This is a genomic window from Stenotrophomonas sp. 22LJNL06-5-1 (assembly GCF_056861455.1).
The window spans coordinates 19,475-38,873 of sequence record NZ_JBSPUE010000005.1 but is presented as its reverse complement, the minus strand read 5'-3'; the positions used below and the strand labels follow the sequence as shown (position 1 = coordinate 38,873).

15 protein-coding genes are annotated in these 19,399 nt (G+C 65.5%); 7 read left to right on the top strand and 8 right to left on the bottom strand.

The annotated features are described in order from the left end of the window. Positions 1-72 precede the first annotated feature (72 nt). Positions 73-831, top strand: a complete 759-nt coding sequence (locus tag AC13GF_RS12090) for an SDR family NAD(P)-dependent oxidoreductase (RefSeq protein ID WP_483004766.1) — start codon at positions 73-75, stop codon at positions 829-831. Between the two features lie 100 nt (positions 832-931). Here AC13GF_RS12090 and AC13GF_RS12085 read toward each other — a convergent pair whose 3' ends face one another. Then, positions 932-2,329, bottom strand: coding sequence for a serine hydrolase domain-containing protein (locus AC13GF_RS12085; RefSeq protein ID WP_483004765.1), 1,398 nt, complete (start codon positions 2,327-2,329; stop codon positions 932-934). 286 nt (positions 2,330-2,615) lie between these two features. Here AC13GF_RS12085 and AC13GF_RS12080 point away from each other — a divergent pair, with 286 nt between their 5' ends. Continuing rightward, positions 2,616-3,944 (top strand): NTP/NDP exchange transporter, encoded by a 1,329-nt coding sequence (locus AC13GF_RS12080; RefSeq protein WP_483004764.1) that lies wholly within the window; start codon positions 2,616-2,618, stop codon positions 3,942-3,944. Positions 3,945-3,974: 30 nt separating this feature from the next. Continuing rightward, positions 3,975-4,325 (top strand): DUF1304 domain-containing protein, encoded by a 351-nt coding sequence (locus tag AC13GF_RS12075; RefSeq protein ID WP_483004763.1) that lies wholly within the window; start codon positions 3,975-3,977, stop codon positions 4,323-4,325. A 477-nt stretch (positions 4,326-4,802) separates the two neighbouring features. On the opposite strand, the gene AC13GF_RS12070 is transcribed toward AC13GF_RS12075, so the two are convergent. The 3 genes from AC13GF_RS12070 to AC13GF_RS12060 all read right to left on the bottom strand — a co-directional run bounded on the left by AC13GF_RS12070 (position 4,803) and on the right by AC13GF_RS12060 (position 8,737). Further along, positions 4,803-5,270 carry a hotdog fold domain-containing protein gene (locus AC13GF_RS12070; protein ID WP_483004762.1) on the bottom strand — a complete coding sequence of 156 codons (468 nt, stop codon included), beginning with the start codon at positions 5,268-5,270 and terminating at the stop codon, positions 4,803-4,805. Between the two features lie 75 nt (positions 5,271-5,345). Then, a complete protein-coding gene (locus AC13GF_RS12065) occupies positions 5,346-7,823 on the bottom strand; it encodes an acyl-CoA dehydrogenase (protein ID WP_180847638.1) in 2,478 nt (825 codons plus the stop codon). After that, positions 7,820-8,737, bottom strand: coding sequence for an alpha/beta fold hydrolase (locus tag AC13GF_RS12060; protein ID WP_483004761.1), 918 nt, complete (start codon positions 8,735-8,737; stop codon positions 7,820-7,822). Before AC13GF_RS12060 ends, AC13GF_RS12065 begins: the two co-directional genes overlap by 4 nt. A 141-nt stretch (positions 8,738-8,878) precedes the next feature. Here AC13GF_RS12060 and AC13GF_RS12055 point away from each other — a divergent pair, with 141 nt between their 5' ends. Then, positions 8,879-9,481 (top strand): TetR/AcrR family transcriptional regulator, encoded by a 603-nt coding sequence (locus AC13GF_RS12055; RefSeq protein WP_483004760.1) that lies wholly within the window; start codon positions 8,879-8,881, stop codon positions 9,479-9,481. A 136-nt stretch (positions 9,482-9,617) separates the two neighbouring features. Here the strand turns inward: AC13GF_RS12055 and AC13GF_RS12050 are convergent, their stop codons facing one another. The 3 genes from AC13GF_RS12050 to hslO all read right to left on the bottom strand — a co-directional run bounded on the left by AC13GF_RS12050 (position 9,618) and on the right by hslO (position 14,612). Continuing rightward, positions 9,618-12,371: a TonB-dependent receptor plug domain-containing protein gene (locus AC13GF_RS12050; RefSeq protein WP_483004759.1), complete on the bottom strand. Its 2,754-nt coding sequence runs from the start codon at positions 12,369-12,371 to the stop codon at positions 9,618-9,620. A gap of 382 nt (positions 12,372-12,753) precedes the next feature. Beyond that, positions 12,754-13,602 carry an XOO1806 family protein gene (locus AC13GF_RS12045; RefSeq protein WP_049420960.1) on the bottom strand — a complete coding sequence of 283 codons (849 nt, stop codon included), beginning with the start codon at positions 13,600-13,602 and terminating at the stop codon, positions 12,754-12,756. Between the two features lie 116 nt (positions 13,603-13,718). Further along, complete coding sequence (hslO, locus tag AC13GF_RS12040; RefSeq protein WP_483004758.1) at positions 13,719-14,612, bottom strand: Hsp33 family molecular chaperone HslO; 894 nt, start codon at positions 14,610-14,612, stop codon at positions 13,719-13,721. A 77-nt stretch (positions 14,613-14,689) separates the two neighbouring features. Between hslO and mtgA the strand changes: the two genes are divergently transcribed. From mtgA to AC13GF_RS12025, 3 genes are read left to right on the top strand one after another with little or no spacing between them, the layout of a single operon-like run. Beyond that, positions 14,690-15,439 carry a monofunctional biosynthetic peptidoglycan transglycosylase gene (mtgA, locus tag AC13GF_RS12035; RefSeq protein ID WP_483004757.1) on the top strand — a complete coding sequence of 250 codons (750 nt, stop codon included), beginning with the start codon at positions 14,690-14,692 and terminating at the stop codon, positions 15,437-15,439. A gap of 57 nt (positions 15,440-15,496) precedes the next feature. After that, positions 15,497-16,516 carry a glycosyltransferase family 2 protein gene (locus AC13GF_RS12030; protein ID WP_126929308.1) on the top strand — a complete coding sequence of 340 codons (1,020 nt, stop codon included), beginning with the start codon at positions 15,497-15,499 and terminating at the stop codon, positions 16,514-16,516. Beyond that, positions 16,476-16,907 carry a CBS domain-containing protein gene (locus AC13GF_RS12025; protein WP_019336409.1) on the top strand — a complete coding sequence of 144 codons (432 nt, stop codon included), beginning with the start codon at positions 16,476-16,478 and terminating at the stop codon, positions 16,905-16,907. Before AC13GF_RS12030 ends, AC13GF_RS12025 begins: the two co-directional genes overlap by 41 nt. Positions 16,908-17,391: 484 nt before the next feature. Here the strand turns inward: AC13GF_RS12025 and AC13GF_RS12020 are convergent, their stop codons facing one another. Then, positions 17,392-19,365, bottom strand: coding sequence for an AsmA family protein (locus AC13GF_RS12020; protein WP_483004756.1), 1,974 nt, complete (start codon positions 19,363-19,365; stop codon positions 17,392-17,394). Between the last annotated feature and the right edge of the window lie 34 nt (positions 19,366-19,399).

Below are 19,399 nucleotides of genomic sequence, written 5' to 3'. Positions count from 1 at the left end.
ATCAATCAGGGGTGATCAAACAGCATGCACTGCACGGGCCGGGTGTACCGGCTGGCTGATTGGGAGAACATCATGGATCTGGGTCTTGAAGGGCGTACCGCGCTGGTCACCGGGGCGGGCAGTGGCATCGGCGCCGGTGTTGCCAGATTGCTGGCATCGCAGGGAGTACGCATCGCGATCAGCGCACGACGTGCGGAACCGCTGCAGGCGCTGGCCGCCGGGATCGAAGCCACGGGTGCGCCGGCGCCGATCATCCTGCTTGGCGATGTCACCGATGCTGGATACGTGAGCCGGCTCGCCCATGCGGCGCTGGCAGCACTGCAGCGCGTCGACATCCTGGTCAACGCAGCCGGTGGCTCGCGGCCCACCACGGTGGACGCTGCCGACGATGTCTGGGAGGAGGCGTTCGCACTGAACTTCTCCGCAGCGCGGCGGCTGACCCAGGCGTTGTTGCCGGCGATGCAGGCACAGGGCTGGGGGCGGGTGATCAACTTCAGCGGCTCGATGGAGCCGCGCGCGGTGAACGCGGCCACGGCGGCAAAGGCTGCGCTGCATCTGTGGGGCAAGGGGCTGGCCTCCGACGTGGCCGGGCAGGGCATCACGGTGAATGCAATTGCACCGGGACGTATCAACAGCGCGCAGATCCGCGATCGCCTGCATCCCACCGAGGAAAGCCGGCGTGAGTTCATCGCACGCAACATCCCGATCGGGCGTTTTGGTGATCCGGAGGAGGTGGCGCCGCTGGTGGCCTTCCTGGCCTCGCCCTTGGCCGGCTACATCACCGGTGCGGTGATTCCGGTGGACGGCGGCATGCACTACTTCGCGCATTAGCCCTCCGTTTGTGGCGTCGAGCACGGCTCGACGCTACAACAGCCAACAAAAAGGGCGGCCCGCAGGCCGCCCCCTTCCACTCGCGGTCGAGCCCGCCAACTCAGCGCGGCGAGGCCACCGCACGGTTGCTCGAAGCACCCTTGCCCTTGCGCTTGTCCTGCTGCGCCGGGCTCGCGCCCTCGGCCATCAGGTTGTCGCTGCCGAAGTCGGTGTCCACGTCCAGCCAGCGCTGCGTCGGCAGGCCGAGCGCGGAATCGAGCACGGTCGGCAGCAGGCCGCTGGGCAGGCCGCTTTCGCCGTTCCACATGATGGCGATGCCGAGATCGCGTTCCGGCACCAGCGCGACCAGGCCGCGATAGCCCTGCACGGCACCGGCATGGAACACCACGTCGTGGCCGGCGTAGTCGAAGGTGCGCCAGCCCAGTGCGTAGCCGGCCGAATGCAGGCGCTCGCGGCGCCAGCCCGAACGCATTTCGCCCGGGGTGTTGATCAGGCTCGAATGCAGGGTGGCCAGCAGCGGTGCCGGCAGCACGTCCGGGCGATGGCCGGTATGGGCCAGCAGCCACTGCGCCATGTCGCTGGCGCTGGCGTTGACGCCGGCGGCCGGGGCAACGCGGTAGTAGGTCGGCTTCGGTGTCAGCGACACCCAGCCATTGCGGCTGCGCACGTGCGGACGCGCCCAGCGCGAGCTGGCCTGGATGCCGGCCAGGCCGAGGCTGGCATCGTTCATGCCCAGCGGCTTGAAGATGCGGCGCTCGACCGACTGCTCGTAGAAGCTGCCGGAAGCGGCATAGACGACGTCGCCGATCAGGCTGAAGGCCACGTTCTGGTAGGCGTAGCAGTCGCCCGGCAGGCACTTCAGGCTGGTGTTGGCCAGCTTCTGGGTCAGCGAGTAGTACTCGGCGTTGCCTTCGATGTCGCGGTCGTAGGCGTTGTACGGCAGGCCGACGCGGTGGCTGAGCACGTCGGCCACGGTCAGGCGATCGGTCGCTTCCGGCGAGTTCAGGCGGAAGCCCGGCACGTAGTCGGTGACCTTGCTGTCCCAGCGCAGCGTGCCGTCGTTGACCAGCAGTCCGGCCATGGTGCCGGCAAAGGCCTTGGACAGCGAAGCCAGGCGGAACACGGTGTGGGCGTCGACCGGCAGCGGGTTGTTGACGTCGGTAACGCCATAGCCACGCGCGCTGAGCACGCGACCACCCTGCACGATGGCCACGGCCATGCCGGGCACGCGTTCGCCATAGGTGAGCTGCTGCGCCATCGATTCGATGTTGGCCACGTTGAAGCCGGCCGCCGGCAGCTGCACCTGCTGCACCAGGCCGGTGCGGTAGGCGGCGGGCTGGGTGTGGGCGACGGCGGAGGCGGCGGATTCGATGTTGGCCGGCATCGGCGGCAATGGCGGCGGGGTCTGCGCGGTGGTGGACAAGGCAACGGGCATCAACATGCCCAGCAAACCGGTGGCCGCCGAACGGATCGGACGACGCAGGCTGTTCTTTTTCATCGTGGAGACCCGTGCGCGACTGCTGATGGCGATTCTAGCGCCGCTTTTCCCTTGTGCACAAACAAAGCGAAGATGAATGCGCATCTCGTTGAAAAAGTTGGAATTTTGACGCTCCGAAAGCATGTATCGGAACGTGTCGTACGGGTGGGGCCGTGACACTGCGTTGCAGCCTTCTGCGTGGCTGCTGCTGGCGATGTTGCAGTGCATTGGCTAACGTACGCGCTTCACTGCCCCCGGAGCCTGCCATGCCGCTGTCCAACCGCCGTCTTCTGGCGAGGGACGCCGCGTGAGCGCGGTGAAGGGCAAGGGGCCGTTGCGTGGGCTGACGGCGGCGCTGCGTGAGTCGCCGGCGCTGTGGTGGTCGTTCCTGTACTTCTTCTGCCTGCTCAGCGGCTACTACGTGCTGCGCCCGGTGCGTGAGGCGATGGCTGCCTCGGCCGATCTGGAGACCGTGTTTCCGCCGATGCTGATCGCCTGGTTCGCCAGCCACGGCATCGCGTTGAAGGACTTCGTCCTGCAGTTCCTGTTCTCCTGCGTGTTCGTGATCATGCTGGTGCTGCAGCCGGTGTATGGCTGGCTGGTCAGCCGCTTCCCGCGGCGGGTGTTCCTGCCGGCGGTGTATGGCTTCTTCATCGTCACCCTGCTGGGCTTCTACGTACTGTTCGACAGCGGTGTGCCAGGCCGCGGCATGGCGTTCTTTTTCTGGATCACCGTCTTCAACCTGTTCGCGGTGGCGGTGTTCTGGAGCTTCATGGCCGATGTGTTTTCCAACGCGCAGGCACGTGCTTTCTACGGCTACATCGGCGCGGCCGGCACCATCGGTGCCTTCCTCGGTCCGATCATCACCAGTGCGCTGGTGCAGCGCGTGGGCATCGCCAACCTGATGCTGGTCTCGGCAGGTTTTCTCGCCATCTGCCTGTTGAGCATCTGGCGGCTGCGGCACTGGGCGGTGCTGCGTGAGCAGGAGCAGCAGTTGGTATCCGGCGAGCAGCCGATGGGCGGCAGCGTACTGGACGGCCTGAAACTGATCGTGCATGAGCCGTTGCTGCGCTGGCTGGCGATCATGGTGGTGTTCGGTGTGGGCGTGGGCACCCTGCTGTACAACCAGCAGGCCAGCATCGTGCGTGCGGCGTTCAACGATGCAGGCGCTGCCACGGCCTTCTTCTCGCGCATCGACCTGGCGGTGAACGCACTGGCGCTGCTGATGCAGCTGGGCCTGACCCGCTGGCTGCTGTCGCGCCACGGCATCGCGCCGGCCCTGCTGATCCCTGGCTTTGCGATCCTGATCGGCTTCTCGGTGCTTGCCGCTTCACCCATGCCCTTGATGGTGGCCGCGGTGCAGGTGATGACCCGCGCCAGCGAGTTCGCATTGGCCAAGCCGGCACGCGAAACCATCTACACCCGCGTGGACCGGCAGTGGCGCTACAAGGCCGGTGCAGCAATCGACACGGTGGTCTACCGCGGCGCGGACCTGAGCTTTGCGTGGGTGCACAAGGGCTTGTCGCTGTTTGGTTCACATGTGGTGTTCATCGGTGGCGTGGTGGTTGCCGCGTGCATGACCGCTGCCGCATTCGGTGTGCTGCGCGAAGAAAAGAAGCTGCCGCGCGACCGCTGATCCCGTCCAGTCTTTTCGAGGAGAGAAACGATGTCGCTGATCGCGTTGCTGCTGACCGTGCTGGTCGCGGTGCTGCACCTGTACTTCCTGGTGCTGGAGATGTTCCTGTGGACGCGCCCGCTGGGCCTGAAGACCTTCCGCAACACGCCGGAGAAGGCAGAGATCACGCGCGTGCTGGCGGCCAACCAGGGCGTGTACAACGGCTTCCTGGCGGCGGGCATCGGGGTGGGGCTGGTGATCGATCAGCCGGTGCTGGTGACGTTCTCGCTGGCCTGCGTGGTGGTGGCAGGGTGCTATGGCGCCTACAGCGTGAGCCGGCGCATTTTCATGATCCAGGCGGTGCCGGCGATCCTGGCGTTGGTGTTTCGCGCGGTGGCGTAGTTTCCAGCCAACGGCGCAGCCCCTCGTGGGGTGGTCGCATGGAGCGGGTCATGTGTTGGGTGGGGCGGGTGGGCCGTGCAGGGGACGCTGCAAGTACGTCCATGTAAGCTCGATGGCGCCATCCATGGCGCCAACGCCCCTGCACGACCCACCCGCCCCACCGCTGACAGGTTCCGTGGGCGGCCAGCCCACGGAGAAGAAAAAGAAGATCAACAGCAACAGCAGAAAGCGGCCGGTGGGCCGCTTTTGCTTTTTGCTCTTCTTTTTCTCTTCCGTGGGTGGACGCCGCAGGAATGTGTCCGTGGCCGGGCAGGTGGGCCGCGCAGGGGCGTGAGCCGCATGGATGCGGCGACCGAGCTTACAGGGATGTACTTGCAGCGTCCCCTGCGTGGTCTACCTGCCCGGCCAGATCCGATCAGTCGAGCAAGCTCGACTCTACCCGTCCACCCACAAGGGGCTGCGCCGTTCGCGGGAACACTACTTCGCCGGCGACATCCACATGTCGATCACCGCGCTGAACACCTCCGTCCCCGCGCGGTCGCGCACGCTCACCGTCACCGGCAGCGCATAGCCCTCGGAAGCGACCACGATCGGCTGCGCCGGCAGCGCCACCGCCTGCAGCGTGCCACGTGCCTTGGCCAGGTACTGCACCTGCATCCCCTTCGGAATCCAGCGCATGCCCTTCGGCAACGACGCATCGACCATCAGCCCGGCGGTCAGTTCGGCCAGGTTGCACATCGCGATCGCGTGCACCGTGCCGATGTGGTTGCGCACCTTGCGTCGGTCGGCCAGCGTGCCTTCGCAGCGGCCGTGTTCCAGGCGGGTGATGCGTGGCGCGATGCTGGCGAAGTAGGGCGCCTTGAAGCACACCGCGCGGGAGAACAGCCAGTTGCCGGCGGGCCAGCGCTGCAGGCGGTGGTAAAGCGAGAGCAGGGGCGTGGACATGAGGGGTGTTCCGTTCGGCGGATAAAACGACGGCGGGCCAAGGCCCGCCGTCGAGGCAACGCGTGTCGCGGGCGATCAGGCCGCCTGCGAATGCGGGTCCTTGTGCTGGCGGTCGTAGTAGCTGGCCGCGCGCAGTTCGTGGGTGTCGAAGTCGTCCACGGTGATGGTGTCCAGGGTCAGCGTACGCAGTTCTTCCAGCAGGCTGCGCTCGTCCTGGGTGATCACGCCTTCGGCCACGGCTTCGTCCAGCTGGGCCTTGAAATCCAGCGCCTCGATGCCCTTGCTCTTCAGCGCCTTCAGGAACTTGCGCTCCACCGGCTCGGCCATGATCGCCTTGCTCAGGTAGCTGTTGATGCGGCCGCCCGGGTTGTTCTCGCACGGGGTCAGGAACACGCCACTGGCCAGGCGGTCGCGGGCTTCATTCGGCGCCATCAGCAGGGCGGCCACGCGGCGGCTCAGGCGGTCGCCCGGAGCCTCGGCACGACGGCCCAGCGGGAAGATCAGCGCCCACATCAGCCAGCCGATCGGGCGGATCGGGAAGTTGCGCAGGGCCGCCGACAACGATTCCTCGATCTTGTGCACGCTGTCATGGAAGGCCCAGGCCAGCAGCGGCTGGTCGGCCTGCGGTGCGCCTTCGTCGTGGTAACGCTTGAGCATGGCGCTGGTCATGTAGACGTGGCTCAGCACATCGCCCAGGCGGCCGGACAGCGATTCCTTGAACTTCAGCTTGCCGCCGAGGGTCATCATCGAGATGTCGGCCATCAGCGCCAGGTTGGCCGAGTAACGGTCCAGTTTGCGGAAGTAGCGGCGGGTGTAGGCGTCACCCGGGGCGGCGCCGAAGCGCGCACCGGTCAGGCCGAACCAGAACGAACGCACGGCATTGGAGAGGCCATAGCGGATGTGGCCGAACAGGCTGCGATCGAACTCCTGCAGGCCGGCACGGGTATCCGGATCCTGCGCGGCCTTCATTTCCTTCAGCACCCACGGGTGGCAGAGGATCGCACCCTGGCCGAAGATCAGCAGGCTGCGGGTCATGATGTTGGCGCCTTCCACGGTGATCGCGATCGGCGCGGCCTGCCAGCTGCGGCCGGCGAAGTTGCGCGGGCCCAGGATGATGCCCTTGCCGCCGATCACGTCCATCATGTCCGAGATCACTTCACGGCTCATGTTGGTGCAGTGGTACTTGGCGATCGCCGACGGCACCGACGGCACGTCACCACGATCGACCGCTGCGGCGGTGGCCTGCGACAGCGCGCTGATCTTGTAGGCCTTGCCGCCGATGCGGGCCAGCGCTTCTTCCACGCCTTCGAAGCGACCGACCGACAGGCCGAACTGCTTGCGGATGCGTGCATAGGCGCCGGTTACGGCGGCACCGGCCTTGGCCCCGCCACTGGCGGTGGACGGCAGCGTGATCGAGCGGCCCACGGCCAGGCACTCGTTGAGCATGTTCCAGCCCTTGCCGGCCATGGCAGCGCCACCGATCAGCTGGGTCAGCGGAATGAACACGTCCTTGCCGCGGATCGGACCGTTCTGGAACGTCGAGTTCAGCGGGAAGTGGCGACGGCCGATTTCAACACCGGCGGTGTCGCGCGGCAGCAGGCCCAGGGTGATGCCGATGTCGCGGGTATCGCCGATCAGGCCATCCGGGTCGTACATGCGGAAGGCCAGGCCGATCAGCGAAGCGACCGGGGCCAGGGTGATGTAGCGCTTGTCGAAGGTCAGCTTGACGCCGAGCACCTGCTCGCCGTTCCACTCGCCCTTGCAGACGATGCCGTAGTCCGGAATGGAGGTGGCGTCGGAGCCGGCGAACGGACCGGTCAGGCCGAAGCAGGGCACTTCGCGGCCATCGGCCAGGCGCGGCAGGTACTGGTCCTTCTGTTCCTGGGTGCCGTAATGCACCAGCAGTTCACCCGGGCCCAGCGAGTTGGGCACGCCGACGGTGGAGCTGACCACCGAAGACACCGAGGCCAGCTTCTGGATCACCTTGTGGTGGGCCAGTGCGGAGAAGCCCAGGCCGCCGTATTCCTTCGGGATGATCATGCCGAAGAACTTGTTCTTCTTGATGAAGGCCCACAGTTCCGGCGGCAGGTCGGCGTGGACGTGGGTGATTTCCCAGTCGTTGACCATGGTGCACAGCTCTTCCACCGGGCCATCGAGGAAGGCCTGTTCTTCGGCGGTCAGCTGCGGCTTCGGGTAGTTGAGCAGGATGTTCCAGTCCGGATCACCGGTGAACAGTTCGCCCTCGAAGCCGACCGAGCCGGTTTCCAGTGCGATGCGCTCGGTCTGCGACAGCGGCGGCAGCACCTTGCGGAACACCTTCATCATCGGGCCGGTCAGCAGCGGCTTGCGGATGAACGGCAGCAGCAGCGGCACGGCGATGACGGCCAACACAGCGGCCGCGACGATCGTGGCGGTCTGGTTGACGTAGGGAATGAACCAGCAGGCGGCCAGCAGGGCCACGCTGATCAGCGTCCAGGTAACCAGCCGCATGCGGTGGTAGGCGACGAACGCGCCTGCCAGCAGCAGGGCGAGGAAGGGAAGAACGATGCTCATGAGCGTGCTCCGGTGACGTGCTCGTTTGTGGCGGACGAAGCCGCAGCGTCCGCTGCGGGCAACACGTCCAGATAGTCCAACACAGTAGCGGTAAAGGCGTCGTTGTCATCGCCGGCGACCATGTGCGTGGCCTGCGGCAGCTGTACATGACGCGCGTGCGGCGCCAACGCCAGGAATTCGGCCACGGTCTGCGGCGTGACCAGGTCGCTGCGGCCGCCGCTGACCAGCAGCAGCGGGCACTTCACCTGGCGCGCGGCTTCGGCCAGTGCGTCCTGGTGCTGTTCGCTGTCGCGGGCCAGTTCGGCCACCAGGCGCGGATCCCAGTGCCAGCGCCAGCGGCCGTGGCCGTCCTCGCGCAGCAGCGCACGCAGCGACTGCTCGGATTTGCGCGGCCGGTGCGGCATGTACGCGGAGATCACGTCGGCGGCCTGGGTCAGCGAGGCGAAGCCGTCGGGATGGGCCGTCATGAAGGCGAGGATGCGCTCGACACCGGCGGTATCCCAGCGCGGGGTGATGTCGACCAGCACCATCGCCGAGAACAGGCCCGGCCAGCGCGACTCGGCCAGCAGGCCAAACAGGCCGCCCATCGAAGCGGCAACCAGTACCGGCGGGCGCGGCTGTTCAGCGGCCAGCACGATGAGGTCATCGGCGAACTGTTCGCCGTGATACGGCAGGTCGGCGGCATTCCAGTCCGAGTCGCCGTGGCCGCGCGCGTCGTAGGCCAGGGTCTGCAGGCCGGCCGCAGACAGGGCACGCGCGGTGGTATTCCAGGCATGACGGGTCTGGCCGAAGCCGTGCGCGAACAGCACCCGGCCACGACGACCGTGGTCGCTGGCAGTGGCGGCGAGGTGGGCACCATGGGCCGCCTCCAGGCGCAGGTCATGGAACGCAGCGGGAGTAGGGGACGTAACCATACTTGCTAGTATGGATCGCTTGCGGGGGAAGTCAATACTGCATCGTATGGTGCGGTGCGGCAGGCCTCCAGGAGCCGCCTTTGACGGTTTCGCCCGCAACGGCGTACTGCAACGAACCCCGGCGTATGGTTAAATCAGCCCATGAATCAACCTGACGCTTCCACCGGCGAACCGCGCGCCGGCCGCAACAGCCGCCTGAGTGCCGAAGACTGGGCCCAGGCGGCCCTCGACCTGATTGCTGAACAAGGCGTAGGCGCCGTTGCGGTGGAACCGCTGGCGCGGCGACTCGGCGTGACCAAGGGCAGTTTCTATTGGCATTTCCCCTCGCGTGACGCCTTGCTGCAGGCCGCGCTTGAACGCTGGGAACTGTTCGAACAGGAACAGGTGTTCGGCAGCCTGGAAGACGTACCGGACCCGCGCGTGCGCCTGCGCCAGCTGTTCCAGATGGTGGCGCATGAAGTGCAGCCGCACATCATCTACAGCGAGCTGCTGAAGGCACTGGACCATCCGATGGTGCGTCCGGTGATCGACCGCGTGTCGCAGCGCCGCCTTGACTATCTGATCGCCTCGTTCCGCCAGGCAGGGCTCAGCTCGACCGATGCGCGCCACCGCGCACGCCTGGCCTACGCGGCCTATGTCGGCTTCCTGCAGCTGTCGCTGCAGTTGCAGCAGCCCAAGCAGGCGCGCGAGGATTTCGAGGCCTATGTCGAGCATCTCATCGAGACGCTGATTCCGAACGGTTGAAGATCGCCGTATCTGGTCACGAGAAAGCCGCGGCATTGCCGCGGCTTTTTTCTTGCGTGCCACACGTATTGCCGGAGGCACAAAAAACAACGGCCCCTTGCGGGGCCGTTGCTGCATCAGCTGATCAGTGGATCGATCAGAACTTCTGCTTGTACTGCATGTACATGTAGCGGCCCGGCAGGTCGTACTGCGGGTCGAACATGTTGTACGAGGTGTAGTACGAAACCGGCGGGCCCTTGTCCCACGCGTTGTTCAGGCCGACCATGATGGTGCCCTTCCACGGCGTGTTGTAGCGGAACTGGATGTCGTGGTAGGTCGTGGCACCAATGTGGTTCGTTCCCTTCGCGCCATCAGAGCAGTATGCGAAGGTTTCCGGTTCCTTGACTGGATCAAACGGGCACGGTTCGGTCATGCCGGACTTGTAACGAATGCCGTAGTTGACCCCGAAGTCCCCGTAGGACCAGTCGACATACAGATTGGAACGGATGCGCCAGTAAGGGTCCTGATCGCGGTAGCGACCCTGACGACCATCAACCGGGGAATCCGGGGTCGATTTGGTGTCCCACTTCGACAGGTACGTGCCGTCCAGGCTGACGGTGAACTGGCCGATCGAAGTTTCCGGCAACTTGTACAGGATGCCCAGATCCCAGCCTTCCACCTTGTACGACGCCAGGTTCTGCAGCGGCATGTTGACGTTGGTGATGGTGTAACGCTGGTTGGTGCTGCCGTAGTTTGGATCGCGGGTGATCAGGCCGCAGTAGGCCGCCTGCTGCTGAGGTGTGCCGCCGTAGCAGTTGCTCATGATGTCCTGGATCGCCGGACGGGTGATGGCGTCTTCAACCTCGATCTGCCACCAGTCCAGAGTGACGTTCAGGCCGGTGACGAAGCTCGGGCTCCATACCAGGCCCAGCGTCTTGCTGGTCGACGTCTCAGGCTTCAGGTTCGGATTGGCTTGCCAGGTGAACGGCACAACCGTCTGCTTGCGGCCCGCACCGGCGCCAGGCTGCACGAAGCCAGCTGGAACACCCTGTGCGGCACATTGCGCAGCAACCGCACCGGTACGCAGGCCTGCGTTTGAGGAGCAGGGATCGATGTAGCTCTCGAACGAGTCAGCATCGCCGCGATACAGGTTGTTGATGCTCGGGGCGCGGAAGCCTTCCGAGTAGTTACCGCGGATCATCAGGTCGTCGATCGGCTTCCAGCGGAAGCCGAACTTGTTGTTGGTGGTGTTGCCGAAGTTGCTGTAGTCGGAGTAGCGCGATGCCACGCTGAAGTCCAGCAGCTTCGCGCCCGGCAGATCGGCCAGCACCGGGATCGACAGTTCCACGAAGAACTCGTTCAGGTCGTAGGCACCCTTGGTCGGTGCAGCACCGTTGCCGGTGCTCAGGCCCGAGGCAATGAAGGCGTCCGGATCAAACTGACCGGTTTCCTTGCGGTACTCGTAGCCGGCAGCGAAGCCCAGCGCACCGGCCGGTAGCTGCACGATCTCACCGGAGAGGTTGGCGTAGTAACCCTTCGACACAAGGCTCGCTGAGTCATGTGCGGTGAAGGACACGTAGTCCAGCGCTTCCTGCGAGACCGAACCCAGACCACCCAGCGCATTGATCGGCACGCACCCGGCGATGACGGCACCCGCCGAGTTCAAGCATGCGGGCTTGCCATCGCGCAGTGCCGACGGACCGTAGGCTTCTTCCAGGCGCTGCACATTGAACAGACCGTAGGTCAGATCGTTCTGGTCGGTCTTGTCGTAGCGGTAGCCGACATCCCAGTCGAAGTTGCGGCCGGCGAACTCGAAGAAGCCTTCGAAACCACCGTAGAAGTGCCAGTTCTTGACGTTCTGGTTGAACGAACGGCCACCGGATTCATTGAAGCGACGATTGACGCCCTCCAGTTCGACGCCATACGGGTTGTACATGCTGTCCGCGCTCAGGTCCATGCCAGTGACCGGCATGGCGGCCAGCAGCTGCTCGGACTTGCGCTCGTTGTACATCGCCTCGGTGCGGAAGGTGATGTTGTCAGTCAGGTTGTACGAACCCAGCACGAACAGCGAGGTGCGCTCATTCGGGGTCAGCAGGTAGTTGTCCGGCGCGGTGTTGTAGCCATGGATGTTCGGATCAAACGGGGTTTCAACACCGTTGAGGATGATGTACTGCTCGTCGTTGCGCGTGTAGTTGCCGGGGATGCCGGTCGCGCTCTGACCGCTGTAGAACGGCGGGCCGCCGGCGGAGATCTTGCGGTCACCGGCCATCACGGACTTTTCGTTGACGTAGGACGCACCGACGGTAATCGAAGCGCGGTCGGTGACGGTACCCAGAGTGAAGTCGTACGCTTCACGCTCACCGTCGCCGGCGCTGTACTGGCCCTTATAGGCATTGACTTCAGCGCCGTCGAAGTTCTGCTTGGTGATGATGTTCACCACGCCGGCGATCGCGTCCGAACCGTAGATGGTCGATGCGCCGTCCTTCAGGACGTCGATGCGCTCGATCATCGCGGTCGGAATGGTGTTCAGGTCGACGCTGCCATCCAGGCCAGTAGTCCAGCGACGGCCATTGACCAGCACCAGGGTGCGCTCGGAACCCAGGTTGCGCAGGCTGACGCCGGCAGAACCGTCACCGCCGTTGTTGTAGGTACGGTTCAGGGCGGCACCGTTGGCGGCAACGCGCTGCAGGATGTCGGCGACCGAGGTCACGCCCTGCTTTTCGATGTCGGCGCGGGTCAGGCTCAGGACCGGCTGCGAGGTTTCGATGTCGGTGCTCTTGATGCGCGAACCGGTGACCGAGATGCGGTCAAGGTTGGTCGCTTCCTGAGCCTGGGCGGTGGCAGTGGACGCCACACCGGCAACGAGCGCGACCAGAACGGCATCGCGCAGCTTGTTGGACTGGAAATTCATTGGCTCTCTCTCTCCAAGAAATCTTGGCTGGGTTAATGCCCGGCGGGGGAGCGAAAAGCGCTCCCAAATCGCGAGGCTGAGCCGATAGTAGCGGGCGTTCGCCAAGAATTAAAGCTGCGTTAATCAAGTCTATGATTTTGGTAAAAATGAAAATTGATGCACGAAATCAAGGGGTTGAATCGCAGGTGCAAGCACCCTGTCTCGTTTGTTAGCGCAAAGTGACGAAAAAAGTTTCCGTTGATGTGTATCTCAGTATGTCGACATGAATTGCGCGGTATCCAATTCGTCGAAAAGCGCTCTGCATGTATCAGGATCGCGCATACGCAACGGGCGCCTTTCGGCGCCCGGGAGCAGTCACTGCAGGAAGACCCGCGTGGCGGGGTCAGAGATCCTGTTCGTATCGCACGTACGGCACAGTGCCGTCGTCGTTGCTTTCATTGCGTGGGGAGAACGGATTCTTGCCGCGGCTGATCACGTTCTCGGCGCCAACGGTAAGCTGGCCGGACCACGGGGTACGCCAGGTCAGGCCGATGCCCAGGCCTTCCCACTTGCCGGGCTTGCCCGGCACGTCGATCACGCGGCCGATGATGCTGCCGGTGAAGTTGCCGTAGCCGGCGCCGATGCTCAGGCTCTTGCTGTCCCAGCGGTCGACGATGGAGGGTGCGGCGTCGGCCAGCGGCACCAGGCGGGCCTTGGCGTAGGTACCGGCAATCGAGACAAAACCCTCGCGGCCGATGTTCTTCTGCGCGAATACGGTCAGATCGTTCTGCTCGGCGCGCAGCGAAGGTGTCTTGTTCGGGCCGGACAGCCACGCCGGCAGCGTTTCACGGCCGGTGCCCGCGGTGATGCCGAGGCGGCTGCTGCCGCGGTTCAGCGCGGCGGTACCGGTGAAGCGGCGGCTGTTGAGGTCGTCGTCGTCACCCAAGCTGGCCAGCATGCAGTGACTGGCCAGGCCGCTCATGCTGGTCCCGCTGCTGCTGTTGCAGAGCAGGCCCAGCGAGTCGCCGGAGGACAGGCCGAAGGCCGCATCCAGCGAGTTGCGGCCGAAGTGCCAGCGGGCGCCGGCGGCCTGTTCACCCGTGGGCTCCAGGTACAGCAGGGCCTCGACCTTGCCGCTACCCTTGTTCCATACCGGCAGCACGGTCCGGGTGTCCTTGCTCTGCGCGTGCACGCCCGTGATCGCGCCAAGGGCGATCAGCAGGGCCAGCGGTAGACGCAGGAAGGTACGCATCGGACCAGTTCAGACAGGGACGGACAACGGAAGTTCCCGCGGAGACGGGAACTTGATCCTAGGGTGTTTATGAATTCTTAACAAGCCTTGATCCCCCCAGATGCAAGACAAGCCGTTTACTGAAGCCGTTCAGGCGCCGGTACAGTCCCCTCGGCACCGTGGAACAGTATGCCGAACTCCGTCAAAGGAAAGTGATACTCCCGCCCGCAGAATTCGCAACGGACCTCGACGGCGCCGGTGTCTGCGGCCGCGGCACGGGCCTCGTCCTCGCCCAGCGACTGCAGCATCGATGCGACCCGCTCGCGGGAACAGGAGCAGGCGAAGGACAGCGGCTTGCCGCCCATCAGTTCCGGCTTCTCTTCGTGGAACAGGCGGTGCAGCAGCTGCTCGGCCGGGGTCGCCAGCAGCTCGGCCTTGCCCAGGGTCTCGAACAGGGCGCTGGCACGCGCCCAGCCGTCCTCGTCACCCTCGTCGCCCGGCAGCTTCTGCAGCAGCAGGCCGGCGGCGCCGTTGCGGTCGGCGGCCAGCAGCAGGCGGGTCGGCAGCTGTTCGGACTGGCGGAAGTAATCCTCGAAGGCCTCATCCAGCTCCGGTGCGGTCAGCGCGACCAGGCTCTGGTAGCGCTGCGGCTCGCGCGGGTCCAGGCCCGGGTTCTCGATGGTGATCGCGAGCAGGGCGTCATCACCCAGGCTGGACAGGTCGCGCGGCGCATCGGCGCCCTCGCTGAGCTGGGCGATGCCGCGCAGGGTACCGGCGGCGGTGCACTCGGCGAACAGGGTGCGCAGGGCGGTGCTGCTGCGCAGCTGGATCGAGAGGCGACCATCGATCTTGGTGTGGCCGGTGAACAGCGCCGAGGCCACGCAGGCCTCGCCGAGCAGTTCGGCGGCCGTATCCGGGTACTCGGCGTGGGACAGGATCTCCTGCCAGGTGGCCTGCAGGCGCACGTGGACGCCACGGACGCCAGCGTCGGGAAGCAGGAAGCGGATCAGGGAATCGGGGTTGGCGGTCATCGGCTCACATCGCGCGTAAACGAGGGCGGTTGCCGGATAATGCGCCGACAACCGGATAGAAGAAGGATGCACCAGTAATGGGGGCAGGGGGAGAGCAGCACAAGGTGGAGGCCATCGCGGAAGTCCCGCGCCGCAGGCGCTGGCGCTGGAAACGGCTGCTCTGGCTGCCGCTGCTGCTGGCCGCTTTCAGCTGCCTGCAGGTTCTGGTGCTGCGGTTCATCGACCCGCCGGTATCCACGGTCATGCTGTGGCGCTATGGCGAAGCATTGGGAGAGGCCGACTGGTCCTATCGCCTGCACTACCAGTGGCGCGACCTGGACCAGATGGCAGCGAGCCTGCCGATCTCGCTGGTGGCTGCGGAGGACCAGCGCTTCCCCGACCACAACGGCTTCGACCTGCAGGCCATCGAGAAGGCCCGCGACCACAACGCCAAGGGCGGACGCCTGCGGGGGGCCAGCACGATCAGCCAGCAGGTCGCCAAGAACCTGTTCCTGTGGCAGGGCCGCAGCTGGGTCCGCAAAGGCCTGGAAGTCTGGTACACGGTGCTGATCGAAGCACTGTGGCCGAAGCAGCGCATCCTGGAGATGTACGCCAACATCGCCGAGTTCGGCGATGGCGTGTATGGCGCGCAGGCAGCGGCACAGACGTTCTGGGGCAAGGACGCGGCCCGGTTGAGTCCGGCCGAGAGTGCACGGCTGGCGGCGGTGTTGCCGGCACCGCGGCGCTACAACGCGGCAAAGCCAGGGCCATACGTGCAGCGGCGCGCGGCATGGATCCAGCGCCAGGCACGGCAGCTGGGCGGCGCGGCATACCTGTCGGAAGATTGAGGGCACATGCCCACGGGGCGGCAGGCCATGCGCCTGCAGGCAACGTACAATCCGGGCATGAATCGCGAACGCCTTACTTTCGTCATCGCCGCCTACAACGAGGAGCAGGCGCTGCCGTGCCTGCATCCCCGCCTGTGTGCCGTGCTGGACGGAATGCCCGACATCGATGGCCACATCCTGTATGTGGACGATGGTAGCCACGACGGTACCTGGCAGGTGATAGCAGGATTGGCGCAGGGCGACGCGCGCGTATCGGCATTGAAGCTGTCGCGCAATTTCGGCAAGGAGGCCGCGCTGACTGCCGGCCTGGATCTGGTGCGCGAAGGCGCGGCGATGATCCTGGATGCCGATGGCCAGGACCCGCCGGAACTGGTGCCGCAGTTTGTTGCGCGCTGGCGCGAGGGCCATGACAACATCTATGGCACGCGCATGGCCCGCGATGGCGAGGCCTGGATCAAGCGCGCCACGGCGGCGGCGTTCTACCGGGTGATCGGTCGCCTGTCACGCACGCCGATCCCTGCCGATACCGGTGACTTCCGCCTGCTGTCGCCGCGCGCGCTGAGCGCGCTGCGCGAGATGCGTGAACGCCATCGCTTCATGAAGGGCCTTTTCAGCTGGGTCGGATTCAAGCGGATTGCCGTGCCCTACCACCGCCACGCGCGCGTGGCCGGCTCCAGCAAGTTCAGCCTCTGGCGGCTGTGGAACTTCGCGCTGGAGGGCATCACCGGGTTCTCGACCGTTCCTCTGCGGGCGGCGACCTACATGGGCCTGGCAACGGCAGCGGTGGCCTTCGTATTCGGCGTGTGGGTGATCGCCAAGGCGGCCCTGTACGGTGACCGGGTGGCGGGTTGGCCGACGATGATGGCGGTGATCCTGTTCCTGGGCGGGGTGCAGTTGATCGCGCTGGGCCTGATCGGTGAGTACCTGGGACGGCTGTACGAGGAATCCAAGCAGCGCCCGTTGTACCTGGTTGACGCCTGGCTAGCATCCGCCGTGGCAGACTCGGCCCTGCAACCCACCCTCGGAGGGCAGGCAGATGACCACGGTACGGCAACTGTTGGACGGCAAGTCTCCTGAAGTACATGCGGTCGCGCCGGATGCGGCGGTGATCGATGCGATCCGGTTGATGGCGGAAAAGGGCATTGGCGCGGTGCTGGTGATGGACGGGCCGCGGCTGGTCGGAATCCTTTCGGAGCGCGATTACGCGCGCAAGATCGTGCTGCGTGATCGTTCGTCGCGGGATACGGCGGTGGCCGAGATCATGACGGCGAAGGTGGTGACGGTCTCGCCGGGCGAACAGGTAGAGCATTGCCTGCAGCTGGTGACCGACTACCGCATCCGTCACCTGCCGGTGGTGGAGGGGGCGCAGGTGCTGGGGGTGATATCCATCGGCGACCTGGTGAAGTCAGTGATTGATGCGCAGCGCAGGGAGCTGGATCAGCTGCAGCAGTACATCGTCGCGGGATGAGTCTGTCGCTGGCGGGCCTGCGGCCCGCCGGCGCGGTTTTCGAAGCTCAGTGCCAAAGCCAAAGCAGCGCCTTCCTGATGCGGGGGGAGGCTGAGGGCATGGGCGTGCAGGACACGCCGCAAGTACGTCCCTGTAGGCTCGATGGCGCCATCCATGGCGCCAACGGTCCTGCACGCCCATGCCCTCAGCCTCTGGATACATTGCCGCGAGCGCGGTGAGCTTTGTTGCAGGCGATCTGCTTTTGGTAGCTGCCAACCTTGGTTGGCAACCGCTTTTGACTTTGTTTTTTTCTTTTGACTTTGAATTTCCGCTCTCGTTCCGCGCGCGCGGGAAACTGTCGGGAGCCGGAGCAAGGCGGCAGGCAGGACCGTGAGGCGCATGGATGCGCCGACCGAGCCTACAGGGACGTATTTACGGCGTGTCCTGCCTGTCGCCTTGCTCCGGCTCTACGCGCGGAAAAACGAGGCGCCACGAACGAACGCTCCTACTTCGCATACTGCCCACCGCAGTCGGCATCCTTCCCCGGTCCCAGTTCGATGGTGGCCAGCAACGCCGCCGGCGGCGCGATGCTGCCCAGCGCCAGGGCCACGGCGCCACGAATACCCAACGCCTTGAAGTCCGGGCGGAACGACGGGTCCTTGAACGTGCCACTGATGTGCAGCGGAGAACGCAGTACCAGGATGCTCTTGTCCTTCGGACGCGGTTTCAGCAGCAGGTCCAGGCTCTCGTCGCGCAGGCTGACCGTGCCTTCGCCGATGAGGATCGTGTCGGTGGTATCCACCGCCAGCGCCTGGCTGGTCATCAGGCCGTCGCGCACGCCGAAGTCGGCGAAGGCGCAGCGCAGGGGAATCTGCTTGTCGCCGGTCACCAGGAATTTCAGCGATTCGGTGATGTCCAGGCCGGCCAGTTCCATCACCAGGTTGCCGACATGGCCACGGCCCATCGCCAGGCCGACCTTGCCGCTGCTGCTGCCGAGCATGGCGGCGATCGAGTTGCCGTGGCCGCTCAGGTCCACTTCGCCGCCGATGCCGCCCTTGGCCTGTTCAGCCAGTTTCGCGTCGGGGAACAACTGGCCCAGCTGCACGCCGCGCACGCTGGCCTTCAGCGCGGTGCTGATCTGCGGACGACGCGCGTCCATGCGGATCGTGCTGCGGATGTCGCCACCGGCGACGCCGAAGTTCAGCGGGTCCAGCCGCAGCACACCGTCATCCAGCAGCAGGTGCGCGTCCATGTCGTCCAGTGGCAGTGATGGCGCGTTGATGCGGTGGGCTTTCCAACGTACGTCGGCATCCATCGCACGCAGCTTGCCGAGATTGTAGGGCGTGTCGGGCAGCACGCGTGCACGCGCAGCAACCCGTGCGGCCTCGGCCTTCTGTTCTGCGTTGGCGGTTTCGCCGCCGCCGGTCTTCGGTGGCGCACCGACGAAGCCGGCCAGGTCATCGAAGTCCAGGCGCTTGGATTCCAGCGTGGCGGTCAGCCGCGGCCGAGCGCCGCCCACTTCGAACTGCAGATTGCCACCGAGGTCGCTGTCGCCGACCTTGCCGGTGAAGGCGTCGTAGCGCCAGATGTCGTGGTCACGCTTGAGCCGGCCGTTCAGCGCATAGGGGGGCGACGGCGGAATGGCAATGCCGAGCAGCGGATAGAGGTCGGCAAGGTCCTGGCCGCTGAGCGCGAACTGCAGATCGAACACGCGCAGCTGGAAGGGATTGGTCAGCGTGCCACTGGCCACCGCGTGGGTGGCGCCTGCTCGGCCATCAAGATGGATGCGGAACGGATGGTCGCTGTCGGTCAGCTCCAGCGGTGATTCCGTGCCGCCATGCAGTGTGAACGGATTGCCCTGCCAGTGTCCCTTGCCCTGTACCAGCAGCGGTGGCGCCGCGTCGGCCCGTTTCGGCTGGCCGCTGCGCACGTCCACGCGGATATCGGTGCGACCCAGTGCGTCGAGGAACTGCAGGCGACCGTCGTCGATGTGCAGCCGCTTGAGCTGGGGGCTTGCCCCGGCGGTGTTGTTGCCGAGGAAATCCCAGTTTCCCGGTTCGCCCTTGCGCGGCGCGGTTTCCAGCAGCACATCCGGCCGGGTCAGGCGCACTTCGGGCAGCTGCACGCTGCCGCGCAGCAGGGGCCAGACCCGCACGTCGATCTCGACGCGGTCTGCGCTGGCCATATCGGGCTGCTTGGCCCAGCTGGCATTGGCGAAGGTGATCGCATCGGCGCGGATGGTACTGGTGCGGCCGAGGTCGACGTCAAGGTTTCCGATGTGCAGCACACGGCCTGTGCGTACCTGCACCGCGCGTTCCACCGGCCCCTTGAACCAGTTCCAGTCCCACAACGCGATCAACAGCAGGATCGCCGCCAGCAGGAAGATCAGGATCGTGAGCCAGCGCCGGCCTCGTGGGCCGGGGCGGCGGAGGCGCCAGCGGGTGGTGCGCTTTGCAGCAGGGGAGGCGGCAGCATTCACGCTGCCATGGTTGCCCCCTCTTCGTGGACAGGGC

What these genes read in the sequence shown, in the direction of transcription:
- AC13GF_RS12030 (WP_126929308.1), top strand. Translation starts at nt 15,497, where the DNA reads ATGAATCGCGAACGCCTTACTTTCGTCATCGCCGCCTACAACGAGGAG.
- AC13GF_RS12085 (WP_483004765.1), bottom strand. Translation starts at nt 2,329, where the DNA reads ATGAAAAAGAACAGCCTGCGTCGTCCGATCCGTTCGGCGGCCACCGGT.
- hslO (WP_483004758.1), bottom strand. Translation starts at nt 14,612, where the DNA reads ATGACCGCCAACCCCGATTCCCTGATCCGCTTCCTGCTTCCCGACGCT.
- mtgA (WP_483004757.1), top strand. Translation starts at nt 14,690, where the DNA reads ATGGGGGCAGGGGGAGAGCAGCACAAGGTGGAGGCCATCGCGGAAGTC.
- AC13GF_RS12065 (WP_180847638.1), bottom strand. Translation starts at nt 7,823, where the DNA reads ATGAGCATCGTTCTTCCCTTCCTCGCCCTGCTGCTGGCAGGCGCGTTC.
- AC13GF_RS12045 (WP_049420960.1), bottom strand. Translation starts at nt 13,602, where the DNA reads ATGCGTACCTTCCTGCGTCTACCGCTGGCCCTGCTGATCGCCCTTGGC.
- AC13GF_RS12050 (WP_483004759.1), bottom strand. Translation starts at nt 12,371, where the DNA reads ATGAATTTCCAGTCCAACAAGCTGCGCGATGCCGTTCTGGTCGCGCTC.
- AC13GF_RS12055 (WP_483004760.1), top strand. Translation starts at nt 8,879, where the DNA reads ATGAATCAACCTGACGCTTCCACCGGCGAACCGCGCGCCGGCCGCAAC.
- AC13GF_RS12025 (WP_019336409.1), top strand. Translation starts at nt 16,476, where the DNA reads ATGACCACGGTACGGCAACTGTTGGACGGCAAGTCTCCTGAAGTACAT.
- AC13GF_RS12070 (WP_483004762.1), bottom strand. Translation starts at nt 5,270, where the DNA reads ATGTCCACGCCCCTGCTCTCGCTTTACCACCGCCTGCAGCGCTGGCCC.
- AC13GF_RS12090 (WP_483004766.1), top strand. Translation starts at nt 73, where the DNA reads ATGGATCTGGGTCTTGAAGGGCGTACCGCGCTGGTCACCGGGGCGGGC.
- AC13GF_RS12075 (WP_483004763.1), top strand. Translation starts at nt 3,975, where the DNA reads ATGTCGCTGATCGCGTTGCTGCTGACCGTGCTGGTCGCGGTGCTGCAC.
- AC13GF_RS12060 (WP_483004761.1), bottom strand. Translation starts at nt 8,737, where the DNA reads ATGGTTACGTCCCCTACTCCCGCTGCGTTCCATGACCTGCGCCTGGAG.